This is a genomic window from Nostoc sp. DedQUE08 (assembly GCF_034530895.1).
Taxonomy (GTDB): Bacteria; Cyanobacteriota; Cyanobacteriia; order Cyanobacteriales; family Nostocaceae; genus Nostoc.
This window is the reverse complement of record NZ_JAVRCD010000010.1, coordinates 149,262-164,380: the sequence shown is the minus strand read 5'-3', so window position 1 is coordinate 164,380 and position 15,119 is coordinate 149,262. Positions and strand designations below refer to the sequence as shown.

The following is a 15,119-nucleotide window of genomic DNA, read 5'->3' as shown; positions in this document are numbered from 1 at the left end:
ATCCACTCTTACTCATCCACAGTCCCTTTAGATTTTCTTTACGAATCAGCTCTAAGTCCGTCTGCATGGGTTCCAGCAAGTTGGAACCCACAGAGGTGTGTTTTGTCTGTATAGCTGCGATTTCTAATCGCCAAAGCTAGAGTATTTTACTGGCAGTTAAGGAATAAATGGTTTTAAAATGGTGCAATCTTAAAATATTTAGGGGTGCAGCTATGTCACTACGCAACGAACCATTAGATTGGCATTTTGAATCAAATGAGCCTTATATCCCAGTTTACCATAAAGGTGATTTAGTGGGATTTTTTAAACCAGAATATGCTGGCGAAATTATTAAGTTTTTAAATGAAGAAGAAGTTTTAAAAAAAGCACTAAAAATGGCTTGTACTGATTTAATTAAAAAACTGGGAGGCGATACCAGGAAAGTATATTATTTAATGGAAAAATATGTAAAAACTAGTGAACGTCCAAAGTATGGAACTAGAGCGATCGCAGTTTTACTTCAAGATAGGCAAAAAGAGCTTGACTTGAGTAATCAGGAGTTTGCTAAATTCTGCGACACCTTTAAATTATCTCCAACTGAACTGAATAATATTTCTGCTGGAGAAGCATTTGATGATAGTTTATTAGCGCCCCTTTCACGGATATTAGGGATGGCAAAAGAGCAATTGCTGAAAGTGCGAGATGGTTCTGGAGAAACAAGTAACACATGAACAGCAAATCAAAATATTCAAATGATATAAAATTGTGAAAACAGACATCATCTTTTATCGGCTGTTTCAAGAATTCCCTGATATCTTTTTTGAACTACTTGGTAATCCTCCAGAATCAGCTAGCCTTTATCAATTTTCATCAGTTGAAATCAAACAAACAGCCTTCAGAATCGATGGTGTGTTTTTGCCTACACAAGGAAGCGAGAACCAGATTTACTTTGTTGAAGTGCAATTTCAAGCTGATGGGGAAATTTATTCACGGCTAATTGCAGAAATATGTTTATACCTCCGTCAAAATCAACCATCAAATGACTGGGGTGCTGTGGTTTTATACCCAAACAGGAATGTAGATACAGGAGATATCAAACATTACCGTGAGTTTTTCACAAGTGGGCGCGTCAGGCGCATTTATTTGGATGAATTAGGTGAAGGTGGATCGCTTCCAATTGGCATTGCAACTGCTAAATTAGTAATTGCAACCGAAGACATTGCGATCGCACAAGCAAGGGAGTTGATAGACAGAACCAAGTCCGAGATAAACTCACCATCAAAACAGCAGCAATTATTACAATTTATAGAGACTATTTTGGCTTACAAATTTCCTGCAATGAGTAGGGAGGAGATGGAAGAAATGTTTGGCTTAAGTGAGTTAAAGCAAACCAGATTTTATCAGGAAGCCTTTCAGGAAGGGGTTGAACAAGGCATTGAACAAGGTGAGGTTAGAGGTGAGATTAAAGGGAAACTAAAAGCAGTACCAGCAATGTTGGCAGCAGGGTTGACTGTAGAACAAGTAGCAGAGGCGTTAGATTTGAGTGTTGAAGAAGTTGGACAAATAATATAAAGCCAGTCTTAAGATAGATGTGGTAAATTTTATCCGTGACTCAAGTCAAATTTTGTTTGCGCCTCCCCGACTCGATCGCGACGAATTTATAGTTAATTTTTGTTAATATTAGAGGCGGTGTTAGTACTTCGTCCTCAACCACCCACTCCCTACCTGAGAGAAACTTAATGCTGCGACTAGAACATATAAGTAAAATTTATCCCACAGGCGAAGTTCTCAAAGATATCAACTGGGAAGTTAAACCAGGCGATCGCATTGGCTTAGTCGGTGTCAACGGTGCTGGAAAATCTACTCAACTCAAAATCATCTCTGGGGAAATTGAACCCACCGCAGGCGAAATTATCCGTCCTAATAGCTTACACATAGCTTACCTCAACCAAGAATTTGAAGTAGACCCCACCCGCACCGTTAGAGAAGAATTTTGGACTGTCTTCAAAGAAGCTAACGAAGTACAGTTATCTCTGGCGCATGTGCCACAAGAGATGGAAACCGCTAGCCCAGACGAACTGGATCGGCTGATCGACAAGTTGGATCGCTTGCAGCGCAAATTTGAAGCCTTGGATGGTTACAACTTAGATGCACGCATCGGGAAAATTTTACCAGAGATGGGGTTTGGGCTAGAAGATGGCGATCGCCTCGTCAGTGCCTTCAGTGGTGGTTGGCAAATGCGGATGAGTTTAGGTAAAATTCTGCTGCAAAAACCCGACTTGTTGCTACTGGATGAACCGACTAACCACCTAGATTTAGAAACCATTGAGTGGTTGGAAAATTACCTCAGAGGACTGGTTACGCCGATGGTAATAGTCTCCCATGACCGGGAGTTCCTTGACCGCCTCTGCACTCAAATTGTGGAAACTGAACGTGGCGTTTCTAGTACCTACCTCGGTAACTACTCAGCATATTTGTCACAAAAAGCTGAAAGTCAATCAGCACAACTTAGTGCCTACGAACGCCAACAGAAAGAATTAGAGAAACAGCAAACCTTTGTTGATAGATTCCGCGCCAGTGCTACCCGCAGTACTCAGGCAAAAAGCCGGGAAAAGCAACTCGAAAAAATCGAGCGTATTGAAGCACCCATTGCTGGAGTAAGAACTCTACATTTCCGTTTTCCACCTGCACCTCGCAGTGGACGCGAAGTAGTGGAAATTCAAGATTTAACTCATCTTTATGGTGATAAAATCCTGTTCTTGGCAGCAAACCTCCTGATTGAAAGAGGCGATCGCATTGCATTTCTTGGCCCCAACGGTGCTGGAAAATCTACCCTTCTGCGCGTAATTATGGGTATGGAACCACCCACAGAAGGTATCGTTAAATTAGGCGATCATAACGTTATCCCCGGTTACTTTGAGCAAAATCAAGCTGAAGCCTTGGACTTAAAGAAAACTGTCATGGAAACTATCCATGATGAAGTTCCCGACTGGGATAATCAAGAAGTCCGCACGCTTTTGGGACGCTTCTTATTTACCGGTGACACAGTATTTAAACCGGTTGGGGCATTAAGTGGAGGAGAAAAAGCTCGTTTGGCATTGGCAAAAATGCTCTTACGTCCTGCTAACCTACTAATTTTAGATGAGCCGACAAACCACCTAGATATTCCAGCTAAAGAAATGCTGGAAGAGGCGCTCCAAAACTATGATGGCACAGCAATTGTAGTCTCTCATGACCGCTACTTTATTTCTCAAGTAGCAAATAAAATCGTCGAAATTCGTGATGGCGAATTCCGCGTCTATTTAGGAGATTATCATTACTATCTCCAAAAAATTGCCGAAGAAAAAGAACAGGCAAAATTAGCTGCAATAGAAGCCGAAAAAGCAGCGAAAAAAGCGGCTAAAGCAGCTAAAGCTTCCACGAAAAGGAAATGAGAAACTAAAAAATGGCTTAGTAGTAGCAGCGTTTTAGCGCTATTACTAAGTAATCACTCGTTATAAGAGTTCTAAAACATCACAGGAAAATTACTAAAATTTAAAAAATATTTCCAAAAACCGCAAGTCCTTCGTAAAAGAAGTTAATAAGCAAAAATTCACTTGCGGCGTGGATTAGCAGTGGTATCATTCGGGTATTACAAAAAGTAAAGGGCAATTTTACTATGACCAAAGCACCTGTTGCTCCTGTGGTGCTAGTCATTTTAGACGGATGGGGCTACTGCGACCAAACGCGAGGAAACGCCATTATTGCGGCTAAAACTCCCATTGTGGACAGTCTATGGGCAGCTTACCCGCATACCCTCATCCACACATCAGGAAAAGCCGTAGGGTTGCCAGAAGGTCAAATGGGCAACTCGGAAGTTGGTCATTTGAACATTGGTGCTGGACGAGTGGTACCGCAAGAACTTGTACGCATCTCCGATGCAGTCGAAGACGGTTCTATTGCCTTAAAACCAGCACTTGTCAAAATTTGCCAGGAAGTTCGTTCTCGGAATAGCAAGCTGCATCTAGTCGGGCTTTGTTCTGAAGGAGGGGTACATTCGCATATCACCCATCTATTCGGACTACTTGACCTAGCCAAAGATCAGCAAATTCCAGAAATTTGTATTCACGCTATCACCGATGGTCGTGACACCGCCCCAACTGACGGTGTAAGAGCGATCGCGCTACTGCAAAATTATATAGACCGCACAGGAATTGGGCGCATAGTCACCCTCAGCGGTCGCTACTACGCGATGGATCGCGATCGCCGCTGGGATCGAGTCAAACGCGCCTACGACGTGATGACCCAAGATGGTGCAGGTGATAATCGCACGGCTGTAGAAATCTTGCAAGCATCCTATGCCGAAGGGGTAAAAGATGAATTTATCAACCCAATCCGAATTGCACCAGGCGCAATAGAACCAGGGGATGGGGTGATATTTTTCAACTTCCGCCCCGATCGCTCCAGACAACTGACTCAAGCTTTAGTCAGTCCCACGTTTAATGGTTTTGAAAGGCAGCAAATCACACCACTGTCTTTTGTCACTTTTACGCAGTACGATCCAGACTTACCCGTGGCTGTAGCCTTTGAGCCTCAGAATCTCAGTAACATTCTGGGAGAAGTTATAGCCAATCATAGTTTGAATCAGTTCCGCACCTCCGAAACAGAGAAATACGCCCACGTCACCTATTTCTTTAATGGGGGTCTGGAGGAACCTTTTCCCGGAGAAGATCGGGAACTAGTAAGTAGCCCGATGGTAGCAACTTACGACCACGCCCCAGCAATGTCAGCAGCAGCAGTTACAGATGTTGCGATCGCTGCGATTCAAAAGGGTATATATTCCCTAGTTGTGATTAACTATGCTAACCCAGACATGGTAGGGCATACGGGTCAAATAGACGCTACCATTACAGCAATTGAAACAGTCGATCGCTGTTTGGGACGTTTGTTAGAGAGCGTTATCAAAGCTGGTGGTACAACAATTATTACTGCCGATCACGGCAACGCTGAGTATATGCTAGATGAAGGGGGTAATCCCTGGACGGCTCATACCACTAACCCAGTCCCCTTCATCTTGGTGGAAGGAGAGAAAGTCAAAATCCCTGGATATGGTACAAATGTCGAATTGCGAAGCGATGGCAAGCTATCCGACATCGCTCCCACGATTCTAGAGATTTTACAGCTGCCTCAGCCACTAGAAATGACCGGGCGATCGCTGCTGAAAACAGCAGAATACGAGCTGCAACGTACTCGCACTCCCGTGCAAGTAGGGCTGTAAAACAGTTAATAGTGAGGAGTTAAGAGTTAATAGTCAAGGTGATGAATTAAAACTTTCTTAACTCCTAACTCCTAACTCCTAACTCCCTGTTTGAAAACTTGTTATAAATGAGATTCCTACCATGACAGTTAGTAATATCGTGCAAGGCATTTGGGCATTTTCCGCCACTGGTTTGATTATCTTGGTTTTACTGCATAGTCCCAAAGGTGATGGCATTGGTGCCATTGGTGGACAAGCCCAATTATTTAGCAGCACCAAAAGTGCAGAAAACACCTTAAACCGAATTACTTGGGCATTGACAGTAATTTTTCTCGGTTTAACAGTAGTTTTAAGTGCTGGTTGGCTGCCTAAATAAGGATAGGTAAATGGGGAAAAGAACCCAACACCCGATACTTAACACCCTAATAAATTTAATTTCACGACGGTTAATTACAGCTCTTGCCTTGTTGATTGGCACAGGGCTGTTAGTCATTTTTACTAATATCCAGTTGAGTAATGGGTTTGCAATAGTACCAGAATATATACATTCAGATTTAATAATTTCTCTCCCCACTTCCTCAAAACCCCATCCCTTACCGCCCACACTGGCGCAGTGGCAAGATAACACTAACAGTGGTGACTACTTTTCCCAAATCACAACAACCCAAGTTGGTTATTTAGTCTGGTCACAATTTCCTATTCGAGTTTACGTAGAACCACCAAAATCTGTCAGCGAAAAACAAGCTCAAGCATGGGTTAATGGTGTCTTGCAGGGTGTACAGGAGTGGAGTACTTATTTACCTTTAACAGTAGTCGAACAGCCAGAAGTTGCTGATATTACGATTGTCCGAAAAGCGCCACCTCTACAAACTTCGCCTGGTAGTAATATACCCCGTGCGCGATCGGCACAAACGACTTACGAGTTATACACCAGCAACAAAATTTTATCCCACCGCTTCACCATCTTGTTAAGCCCTAGTCAAACAGGTGAGTATCTCATTGCAGCTACCCGCCACGAATTCGGTCATGCATTGGGAATTTGGGGTCATAGTCCGCTACAAACTGATGCTTTATACTTTTCTCAAGTTCGTAACCCGTCACCTATTTCTGCCAGAGATGTAAATACTCTAAAGCGGGTTTATGAACAGCCAACCAGTTTAGGATGGTCTTTAGTGGATAATTCAAAGATTAATTGATTGATAAGTAATACCCTAACGTCTGTCAGTAATCCAAGCCTCTCGCTGTTGTCCCTGAATCGACTGTACCATTCCAAACCTTTCCTCAATTTTGCGTGGCAGAGTGTATATCCCAAAGATGTAAACGCAATCTTCTTCTGGTTGATGTGTCAAAACACGAACTCTGGCTTCGTTATTTTGTAAACGCTCCATGAAAATAGATGCACAAATTTCAACATCTTCAGGAATCTCATATACTTCTTTTGAAAAGGTGAATCTCTTCTCCAAACTATTTGCAATTTGATCGATAACGTTTTGCTCCGGCAACGGAGTTGTGAAGGATATAGACGTATGTTCGGCAGCACTTTCCATCTTCTAGCTGCTCTAAGTCAGGGATATTTATCAACTTTATCTGACTTGCATCATACTTCATTTCGTTAACTTTCTTTAGTCAGGTATCTGTATTCATAAATCACAAATAATTGTATGATTAGAATACTAGCCAATGCTGGCTAACATTGTTGCTCGATCGCACTCATTAGCATCTTAGAATTTCCAGTGCGATCGCACTTTTTCCTTTTCCTTACGCTCTACGACTTAGTGGTAGAGGTCGCTGTGCTAAAACTCCTTTATATAGTTCTTCCAGCAGACTAATATTTTTACTAAGGGTATAGCGGTCTAATACACGCACTCTAGCTTTTTGCCCCAGTAGGGTTGTTAACTCTGGATGGTCTTGCAGCACTGGCAAGAGGGTTCTCAATTGCGATCGCGCCGTTTTGGTACTAATAACTACACCTGCACCCTTTTCCAAGACTTCTCCATCTGCACCCACATCTGTTGCTAAACAAGCCAACCCACATGACATTCCTTCTAACAGAGATAAGGACAAACCCTCTACCAATGAAGGCAAAACAAATACATCTGCGCCCCGCAAAATTTCAATGCGTCGGTCTTCATCAGCAACAAATCCCAACCAGATAATGCCGTATTCTGAACCATAAAAAGGCTCTAAGGAAGACTTTAAAGGGCCGTCGCCAACAATTAGCAACTTCGTACCAGGACTCATTGCCGACTGCTTCCAAGCGCGGAGAAGAGCCTCGACATTTTTCTCTGGTGCTATGCGACCCTGATAGACAAATAAACGTTCGGCTTTAAATTCTGCTTTAATTTGAGAAAATCCTGGAGAATACTTAGCAGTATCAACACCATTGGGAATTACGGCAATATTTTCTTCTCTTACACCCATCCCTGCCAATAATTCTCGCTGAATTTGGGAAAATACAATCACGCGATCGTAGTTAACTAAAAAAGGCGCGTAGAGCTGATAAGCCAAAAGTTGTGTTCCTGATACCAGTTTTGCACCCTTGCCAGCAAATGGCGTGTGAAAAGTGGCAACTAGGGGCAACCTCAGTTCCTCACAGATTTCCGGTAGAAAAAAGTCTAGAGGAGATAAGGTCAAGGAAGCATGGACTACATCTGGTTTGATTTCCCGCAGTGAATCGGTTAAAACTTTGGTGGCTTTAAAAGTAGGAATTGTGTAAACCTGGGACTTGTAAATGAAAGGTAAAGAGACCTCTCGAAGATTTGGCCAATTATCAGGTTCAGACTCTTCCTGGGCGAAGTGAAGAAAGCTAACTTGATGTCCCCTATCTAGCAAGGCATTTGTAATTTCTCGACTGTAGGTGACATTGCCGCAAAAGGGTGATTTTTTTCCAATCCAGGCTATACGCATTCTTTATTTAGCTGTAAGAAAAGCGGGTTTAATCTATTAATTATGTGTCCTTTGTGATTTTTATTTTATCTAGCTATACTTGCTGGTTTTTTTATTTATTAAAAATTCCCATAACTTTCTACTAGTTTAAAAGCTTATTGTCAGCTAATTAAACCAGTTGATTGATGGCTTTATTCATTTTAGTTATAAGTTGTTAATTTCTGATATTTAAACAACTTATTCTGACTAATGTCAGATTCATATCCGGCAAGTATGTGATAAATTTTCACTGGCAACAGTTTACCATGAACACAAAAGCTTTAAGTAAATTATTAATTACGTCAAGGTAATGAATAATAACTACTGTTAGCTGATAACTACTTGTGTGAGTTATACCAGGTTAATATACCTCCTGAAAAGACGATCGCAGCTAATCCCAAAAAAACTATCTGTAATCCCAGAAAGGTTTCTGCGACACCAGCTAATGCTAAAGGTAAGGAGAGGGCAATATTAATGACATTGTTCTGCAAGCCAAAAACTTTACCACGCATTTCTGGAGGTGTTTCTGTTTGGATTGCAGTTTGCATGGGAATTCCTACTAGTGCCCCAAAAATACCCACAAGCATCACCAGTAACAAGACAAGCCACAGTTGAGTTGTAAATACTGACAGACCAATCAGGGATGCTGCCATACCTATACAACCACACAGACTTAGCTGAGTATAGGAGAAGCGTTGACCAAATTGACCGAGAATTGTTGCTCCACCAGCGATACCAACACCGCCAGCTGCTAGTAAAAAGCCGAACTGGGAAGCTTTCATGTTGGGAATTATTTCCGCCATCCGAACGGCTAGAACAGTTAATGCTGCAAAAACAGAAAACAAGATAATCAGTTGCAGCAAAGCATTGCGGACGCGATGATTTGCTTTGAGATAGGCAAAACCGTCTCGCAAGTCAGAGAATACGTGAGGGAATTCTGTATCGGGGTGGTGGTGTTTTTCCTTAGTTGCCAGGAGGAACAAAATTAGTCCAGCGATCGCATAACTGCCACCAACTAAAAGTTCCTTACCCAAATTACCACTACCACCAATTTGCAGCCAAAGTCCATCGGCGATCGCTAACAATGGTTCTCCAACAGCAAACCCAACAATCACCGATGCCATCATCGTTGTCGTATAAAGCGAATTTGCTGAGAGTAAATCCTGTTCTTCTACGATTAAAGGAATTGCCGCCTGTTCCGCTGGTGCAAAAAACTGCGTCAAAGTCGAAACTAAAAAAGTCACACCCAGAATGATCAAAAAACCCACTGGCAGCACTCCTATGGGTTTCCAATCATGAGTCAACCACAACAGGAAGGGAATTGACAAAACCAGGATGCCACGCCAAATATTTGTTGCCACCAGCACAGCCTTTTTCGACCAGCGATCGACAAACACACCAGCAACAGAACCAAACAATACGGCTGGAATAGTAAAAGCCATCATCAAGACTGATACCCAACCACTAATACTCTGATTGCTTCCTTGAAACTGAGTATTAATCAAAGCAATCATCAACACCAAATAAACTTTATCTGCTAGTTGGGAAAAAACTTGACCGCCCCAAAGAGCCAAGAAATTAGGATTTTTTAATACAGGTAAAAATCCTAGCTGTTTTACATTCCCTGCAATAGCTTCTCCATCTGAACTAGAGGCATCTAATGTCGGTAATTCTTTTTCTGGAATAGTGGCTATTGGCAAATTTTGCCCATTACGAACGCCATTGCTATCTACCTCAGCAGTGGTTAATTTGTCCTCAGATTGTGTTTCTGATTGGCTTGGAAGATCGGTTTTTGGACAATTTTGATCGTTTTTAGAAATATCTTTTGGGGACATTTCTTGGCCATTTATTTGACTAGGTGTACACTTGGGAACAGCACTCAAGTGATTCCTGAGTGTAGAATCTGATACCCTATTCTGTTTTTTGGCGAGGCTTGGTGACAAAGGTAGGATTTTTTTATCCAAATCAGAAGGTTGCATCATGGTTGGCAGCAAAATAAGAGTCGATCAAGGTAGCAGAGCGAATAGGACGACCTAATTGATACTGAGCATACTGGCGCAAAATCTGCTCAACAGATAACCAGTCATAATCTCTAGCACTATCAATTTGCATTATCTCTGGTTGTGACAGCTGTTGAAGCAAAGCTAGTTCCATAGCACCCAAACGACTAGAAATCACAGGTATTTCTTGCCGATGCACAACAACTGTTTGGGCATTGAGCATTGCGGATGGAGCATTGGGCATTGGGTATTGGTTATTAATTCCCTCCTCCCCTGCTCCCCTGCTCCTTTGTTGCGCCCTTATCTCCTTTTCCCCTTCTTTTCGTAAACGTTCCCTAGCTTCTAAGGAAACCGTTCCACCCGCAGGGATGCTAAATCCTACCTGCCAGTTGGGGTCTGTGAAGTCTGGCTTAAGGGAACGTTGAGATAGGCAGCAGATTTGCACTTGTGGCGTCAGTCCTGCTAAGGCTAAAAGGTGAAATACACCATGAGCCAGATGAGCTAAAACACCAAATGAATTTGTACTAGACACCGCCTCTAAGCGATGGAGATGTTCATTGAACAAATCATAAAGTTCTTCTTGGGGTTGTTCGCTCAAAGCTTCACACAGAACTATTTCTGCTAAATATTGACTGGCAGCCAGTTTTCCTAAATCTTTAGCTAAACCAGGATAAGTTTTTAACGTCTGTGCTTGAGTAATTTTATCAAGCGATCGCCCTTTAGCAATCAATAGTTCATTCACAACAAACATTCCACTCCTACCACCCAGGCTGGAGTTGTGCTTACGCGACCCTGGAGCCACGGCTCGAATTAGACCGAATTCTCGTGTCAAAATCGTCACTATTTTATCCGATTCTCCTAGCGCCTGGGTTTTAAGATTAATACCAGTTGCTTTGTAGGTTCTACTCATTAGTCATTAGTCACTAGTCATTAGTAGTTATTAATCATTGCTCAAGGGTCATTAGCTTAGGACAAATGACAAATGACAAAGGACAAATGACTATTCACCCTTTCCCAAGTTATCGCGCTGGCGGATCAAATCCATACCGCGAGATGTGCCTAATCTAGTAGCACCCGCTACGATTAAGTCTAGGGCTTGATTGATAGTGTGAATACCACCTGAAGCTTTAATTCCTACCCTTTCTTTTGCCAATTCTTGCAAAAATCGCACATCTGCCACAGTTGCACCACCATTCCAACCTGTACTAGTTTTTAAGAATGCTGCTCCTGCCTCCATAGCTATTTCAGCAGCTATTTTTTTCTCCGCATCTGTCAACAGGTTAGTTTCCAAAATTACCTTGACCGTTTGCCCAGTCTCTTCACAAATTTCGGCAATCTCTCGGTGGACTTTTTCAGTTTTGCCAGCTTTTAACCAGCCTAAGTTCATCACCATATCCAACTCAGTGGCCCCACTATCCACCGCTTCTTGAGCTTCATACAGTTTCACTGCTGAAGTCGTTGCACCAGAAGGAAAGCCTATCACTGTACAAACTTTCGGGTTTTTACCGTGGAGGAGTTCGACTGCTTGCTTGACATTAGCGGGGAACAGACAAACCGCCGCAAAGTTGAATCTATATGCTTCTTCACACCATTGCTCAACCTGCTCTGGAGTAGCCGTTGGCATTAACAGGGAGTGATCGATAAATGGCGCAATATCAATGTCTGGATAGTCTGCTGCCATCGTGTCTTCTGCCAGTGATTGATTATTAAACTTTATAAAAAATTAAAACATTTCTTATATATATATTAAACCACATTTATTACGAGTTTATCCTGAAAACAAGTTGCTGAATTGTCTTTAATATTGGCTTTACAGATATCCCAGGATTACTACAAGTGTTTAAGTTAACGCTAAGTAGTAGTAATACTAGGAATATCAAGAGGTTTTTTTGCACTATTTCCTAAGAAGTTAATAATACTTTGAGCCAATGCCTGCGATGCCAAATATGGGACACCATTACCAATAGTTTTAAACATATTAGTGAGTGACATATTTTCTGGAAGTACAAAATTTCCAGGCAAAGATTGGATAGCTAAAGCTTCTGCTACAGAAATCCGCCGGACTTTGTAAGGATGTAAATGTACTTCATTATTTCCATAGCAAGCTGTCGGAGAGTAACGCCATCTATGCAGACGTTTGAAAGACTTTTTAGAATCATCTCCTTCATTAATAGCAGCAAATTTTGTGATACCTGCCCTTGGTTGAAAACAGTTTTTAGTATTGGAATGTTTCAGAACATTATTTTTTCTAAACCAGTATTCAACTGTTAATTCTTCAGGTATGCCATCAGGACAAGGTATTAGAGAATTTTCTTGGAATGGTTCACTCTTACACCAGTGGTAAGCAAAAACTTTTTCTTGAGGATATAAAATATAATTATTCCAAGGAAAATATCCCTCATTTAGTAGCTTTTCACTACCGATTTTGATTCCTATATCTTGAAGAAAATTATTTTTGAAACCAATTAGAATAATTCTTTCTCTATCCTGGGGTACGCCATATTCGATAGCATTAATTAACCGCTCTGTTAATATATATCCTGATTCCTGCAATTTTTGCTTGAGGGATTCAAAAAATAAACGGTGTTTTGTCGTTTTCCACAAACCTTTAACATTTTCAAATAAAAAGAAGTCGGGAATATTTCGGCAAATTAATTCAATATATGAAGCAGAAAGCTTGCCATTATCTCCTAAACTTCCTCTATTTTTTCCACCCATAGAAAAATCAGGGCAGGGAGGCCCACCGATGAAACCAATTATATTATGAGATTTGCGGCAGTCCTTGACTAATTCTTGAAGGTGTTGTGCTTCTTTTCCGATAATAAATTTTGTTACATCTGCTGCTTCACCGTGATGATATCCATATTCAGGCGATCGCATTTTTAGAACTTCCCGTGAATGGCGATAGGCGGTGATAAATGGGGCGAAGATTTCATTGACATAAACAATATTAAAACCGCTGGTTTCAAAACCTAAATCGAGGAAACCTGAGCCAGCAAAAAAAGAGAAAATACAAGGGCGATCGCTCATTGAATTACTAGTACGATCAAAAATTATTATTAATATTCAGATTCTCGGAAAATGGTTTATGTACGTAACTTATACTAACTATCCCAAATTTGATTTAAGGATTGGCAAAAACTAATATACTTAGGGTTTCTACGTAAGTACCAATCAAAAAATAACAATTAAAAAACTGCTTAAATAGTCAAAAAAATTTACAGTTTCCCTAAGTATTACATCTTAAAGTTTACTCAATCTTTAAGGAAAATACCTGACAGAAAAAGAGTCTGGAGTCACAATTAAATATAGGGGTTTCCAAGCCCAAATGATATTTCAGACAAATATTTGTCATTAAATAAAAAGCCGGGGTACTTCGGACTAAATTTTATGCGGATTTTAATTTACTCCTACAACTACTATCCAGAACCGATTGGTATTGCCCCACTAATGACTGAATTAGCAGAGGGACTAGTGAAACGCGGGCATGAAGTGCGTGTAGTTACCGCTATGCCCAATTACCCTGAGCGGCAAATTTACCAGGAATATCGGGGTAAATGGTATGTCAACGAATACAAAAATGGCGTTCAAATTCAACGCAGTTACGTTTGGATTCGTCCACAACCCAACCTATTAGATAGGGTGTTATTAGATGCTAGTTTCGTCGTCACTAGCTTTGTACCCGCCCTCATCGGTTGGCGCCCAGATGTGATTCTCTCAACATCGCCATCCTTGCCAAGCTGTGTACCAGTTGCTCTTTTAGGATGGTTACGTGCTTGTCCTGTAATTTTAAATCTACAAGATATTTTACCAGAAGCAGCCGTCCATGTCGGTCTATTGAAAAATAAATTACTTATTCGGTTGTTTACATTATTGGAAAAATTTGCTTACCGCACTGCCACTAAAATTAGCGTCATTGCCGATGGGTTTGTGGAAAATTTGCGATCTAAAGGCGTAGAAGCTGACAAAATTGTGCAAATTCCCAACTGGGTTGATGTAAATTTTATCCGCCCTTTACCTAAAGAGGATAACCCTTTCCGTACAGCACATAGTCTAAACGGCAAATTTGTAGTACTGTATTCTGGTAACATTGCCCTAACCCAAGGCTTAGAAAGCGTCGTCAAAGCTGCTTCTGCCTTGCGCCATATCCCAGATATTGTCTTTGTCATTGTTGGAGAGGCAAAAGGTCTACAGCGATTGCAACAGGAATGTCTAGACTGCGGCGCAGATAATGTGATGTTACTGCCATTTCAACCCCGCAAAGATTTACCACAGATGTTAGCAGCTGCGGATGTTGGTTTAGTGGTACAAAAGAAAAATGTTGTATCCTTCAATATGCCGTCAAAAATTCAAGTGTTACTTGCTAGTGGAGGGGCCTTAGTTGCTTCTGTACCCGACAATGGTACGGCAGCAAGAGCCATTAGGCAAAGTGGCGGCGGAGTTATCGTTCCTCCAGAAGATCCCCAAGCTTTAGCGATGGCAATTTTAAATTTGTACCAAAACCCCGAAAAAGTCAAAACTCTGGGTTATAAAAGTCGCCAATATGCCGTTGAGCAATATGCTTTTGAGCAAGCTTTAAATCAGTATGAGTCCTTGTGTTACTCATTGACAGCAGAACGCAGAGCAATTCAATCTACAGGCATAGTTACGAAACAAGAAGTTTAATCTTTGCTGCAAAGTTATGTTACATCTGTAGAAATTACGATTATACCCTCATGCCTAAATATTAGGAATTTTTAAGGTAGCGAATTTTACTAATAAAAATATAACAATAGACAAGCAGGTTGTCAGGTGGATTGTTGAACTAAAAATCTCGTGGCTCACTTCATTCAATAGACCTCTTGCAAAAGTCCCTAACACCCCACCCCCAACCCCTCCCCAAAGCATCGGAAAGAGGAGCATTTGCTTTACTAAAATGCGGGGTGGGGTTCTTTATTTTTGATTTATGCAAGAAGTTTAACCCGTGATTACCCGAGTAC

At 41.4% G+C, this 15,119-nt stretch carries 13 protein-coding genes; 7 read left to right on the top strand and 6 right to left on the bottom strand.

Going from position 1 to position 15,119, the window contains the following annotated elements:
• The first annotated feature begins 212 nt into the window (after positions 1-212).
• The 6 genes from RMY64_RS09720 to RMY64_RS09695 all read left to right on the top strand — a co-directional run bounded on the left by RMY64_RS09720 (position 213) and on the right by RMY64_RS09695 (position 6,411).
• Entirely contained in the window at positions 213-710 is a 498-nt protein-coding gene (locus RMY64_RS09720; RefSeq protein ID WP_322699891.1) for a hypothetical protein, read from the top strand.
• A gap of 34 nt (positions 711-744) precedes the next feature.
• Entirely contained in the window at positions 745-1,551 is an 807-nt protein-coding gene (locus RMY64_RS09715) for an Rpn family recombination-promoting nuclease/putative transposase (RefSeq protein ID WP_322672240.1), read from the top strand.
• Between the two features lie 167 nt (positions 1,552-1,718).
• Positions 1,719-3,413: an ABC-F family ATP-binding cassette domain-containing protein gene (locus RMY64_RS09710; RefSeq protein ID WP_322672241.1), complete on the top strand. Its 1,695-nt coding sequence runs from the start codon at positions 1,719-1,721 to the stop codon at positions 3,411-3,413.
• A 224-nt stretch (positions 3,414-3,637) separates the two neighbouring features.
• Positions 3,638-5,236 carry a 2,3-bisphosphoglycerate-independent phosphoglycerate mutase gene (gene gpmI / locus RMY64_RS09705; protein ID WP_322672242.1) on the top strand — a complete coding sequence of 533 codons (1,599 nt, stop codon included), beginning with the start codon at positions 3,638-3,640 and terminating at the stop codon, positions 5,234-5,236.
• Between the two features lie 121 nt (positions 5,237-5,357).
• Entirely contained in the window at positions 5,358-5,591 is a 234-nt protein-coding gene (secG, locus tag RMY64_RS09700; protein ID WP_118167599.1) for a preprotein translocase subunit SecG, read from the top strand.
• 10 nt (positions 5,592-5,601) lie between these two features.
• On the top strand, positions 5,602-6,411 hold the full coding sequence (locus RMY64_RS09695) for a peptidase (RefSeq protein ID WP_322672243.1): 810 nt from the start codon (positions 5,602-5,604) through the stop codon (positions 6,409-6,411).
• Positions 6,412-6,426: 15 nt separating this feature from the next.
• On the opposite strand, the gene RMY64_RS09690 is transcribed toward RMY64_RS09695, so the two are convergent.
• The 6 genes from RMY64_RS09690 to RMY64_RS09665 form a co-directional block, all read right to left on the bottom strand.
• The gene (locus tag RMY64_RS09690) at positions 6,427-6,762 is read right to left on the bottom strand and encodes a hypothetical protein (protein WP_322699890.1); all 336 of its coding nucleotides are present in this window, start codon (positions 6,760-6,762) and stop codon (positions 6,427-6,429) included.
• A 211-nt stretch (positions 6,763-6,973) separates the two neighbouring features.
• Complete coding sequence (locus tag RMY64_RS09685) at positions 6,974-8,122, bottom strand: glycosyltransferase family 4 protein (RefSeq protein WP_322672245.1); 1,149 nt, start codon at positions 8,120-8,122, stop codon at positions 6,974-6,976.
• 356 nt (positions 8,123-8,478) lie between these two features.
• Positions 8,479-10,119, bottom strand: coding sequence for an MFS transporter (locus RMY64_RS09680; RefSeq protein ID WP_322672304.1), 1,641 nt, complete (start codon positions 10,117-10,119; stop codon positions 8,479-8,481).
• Positions 10,106-11,050: a DNA repair protein RecO gene (gene recO / locus RMY64_RS09675; RefSeq protein ID WP_322672246.1), complete on the bottom strand. Its 945-nt coding sequence runs from the start codon at positions 11,048-11,050 to the stop codon at positions 10,106-10,108. The genes RMY64_RS09680 and recO overlap by 14 nt, the downstream gene beginning before the upstream one ends.
• A 90-nt stretch (positions 11,051-11,140) precedes the next feature.
• The gene (gene deoC / locus RMY64_RS09670; protein WP_322672247.1) at positions 11,141-11,821 is read right to left on the bottom strand and encodes a deoxyribose-phosphate aldolase; all 681 of its coding nucleotides are present in this window, start codon (positions 11,819-11,821) and stop codon (positions 11,141-11,143) included.
• A gap of 170 nt (positions 11,822-11,991) precedes the next feature.
• Positions 11,992-13,170 (bottom strand): DNA cytosine methyltransferase, encoded by a 1,179-nt coding sequence (locus RMY64_RS09665; protein WP_322672248.1) that lies wholly within the window; start codon positions 13,168-13,170, stop codon positions 11,992-11,994.
• Between the two features lie 360 nt (positions 13,171-13,530).
• Here RMY64_RS09665 and RMY64_RS09660 point away from each other — a divergent pair, with 360 nt between their 5' ends.
• A complete protein-coding gene (locus RMY64_RS09660; RefSeq protein ID WP_322672249.1) occupies positions 13,531-14,805 on the top strand; it encodes a glycosyltransferase family 4 protein in 1,275 nt (424 codons plus the stop codon).
• The last annotated feature ends 314 nt before the right edge of the window (positions 14,806-15,119 follow it).

Bases quoted from the DNA above. Each gene is read 5' to 3' on its own strand.
- RMY64_RS09710 (WP_322672241.1), top strand. From the start codon at position 1,719: ATGCTGCGACTAGAACATATAAGTAAAATTTATCCCACAGGCGAAGTT.
- RMY64_RS09695 (WP_322672243.1), top strand. From the start codon at position 5,602: ATGGGGAAAAGAACCCAACACCCGATACTTAACACCCTAATAAATTTA.
- secG (WP_118167599.1), top strand. From the start codon at position 5,358: ATGACAGTTAGTAATATCGTGCAAGGCATTTGGGCATTTTCCGCCACT.
- RMY64_RS09665 (WP_322672248.1), bottom strand. From the start codon at position 13,170: ATGAGCGATCGCCCTTGTATTTTCTCTTTTTTTGCTGGCTCAGGTTTC.
- RMY64_RS09660 (WP_322672249.1), top strand. From the start codon at position 13,531: ATGCGGATTTTAATTTACTCCTACAACTACTATCCAGAACCGATTGGT.
- gpmI (WP_322672242.1), top strand. From the start codon at position 3,638: ATGACCAAAGCACCTGTTGCTCCTGTGGTGCTAGTCATTTTAGACGGA.
- RMY64_RS09680 (WP_322672304.1), bottom strand. From the start codon at position 10,119: ATGCAACCTTCTGATTTGGATAAAAAAATCCTACCTTTGTCACCAAGC.
- RMY64_RS09690 (WP_322699890.1), bottom strand. From the start codon at position 6,762: ATGGAAAGTGCTGCCGAACATACGTCTATATCCTTCACAACTCCGTTG.
- RMY64_RS09685 (WP_322672245.1), bottom strand. From the start codon at position 8,122: ATGCGTATAGCCTGGATTGGAAAAAAATCACCCTTTTGCGGCAATGTC.
- recO (WP_322672246.1), bottom strand. From the start codon at position 11,050: ATGAGTAGAACCTACAAAGCAACTGGTATTAATCTTAAAACCCAGGCG.
- RMY64_RS09720 (WP_322699891.1), top strand. From the start codon at position 213: ATGTCACTACGCAACGAACCATTAGATTGGCATTTTGAATCAAATGAG.
- deoC (WP_322672247.1), bottom strand. From the start codon at position 11,821: ATGGCAGCAGACTATCCAGACATTGATATTGCGCCATTTATCGATCAC.